Below are 364 nucleotides of genomic sequence, written 5' to 3' on the forward strand. Positions count from 1 at the left end.
CCGGCGATGATCACCTCGATGCCACGGGATTCTGCTTGATCGGCATACTGGAACAGCAGGTCCGGGGTGCGGTGGGCGGAGACCACCTTCACTTCGTACGGAATGCCGAGTTTTTCCAGCAACTGGTGGGTATTGAGCGCCAGTTGCTGAAAGCTGTACTGGTAATGCTCGGGCTTGCTGGAGGTGCAGAAACCGATCTGGTCTGGCGCGATCACCCGGTAACCGGCGTCGCTCAGGGCTTTGATCGAGCTTTCCCAGGTGGCGCCGCAGAAGTTCTTGCCGTGCATCAGCACCACGCTGCGCCCGTTGGGCTTGCCTTTGGCCGGCACGTCCATATAGCCCATCTGCAGGTTCTTGCCCTGGG

The 364-nt window shown here is 60.4% G+C and carries 1 protein-coding gene; it reads right to left on the bottom strand.

Translation table 11 applies throughout. The annotated features are described in order from the left end of the window. Nucleotides 1–364: alpha/beta fold hydrolase (locus AC0L3B_RS38675; protein WP_473382920.1), on the bottom strand; the 364-nt coding region annotated here is incomplete at both ends.

Source organism: Bradyrhizobium sp. Kon56, from assembly GCF_055807635.1.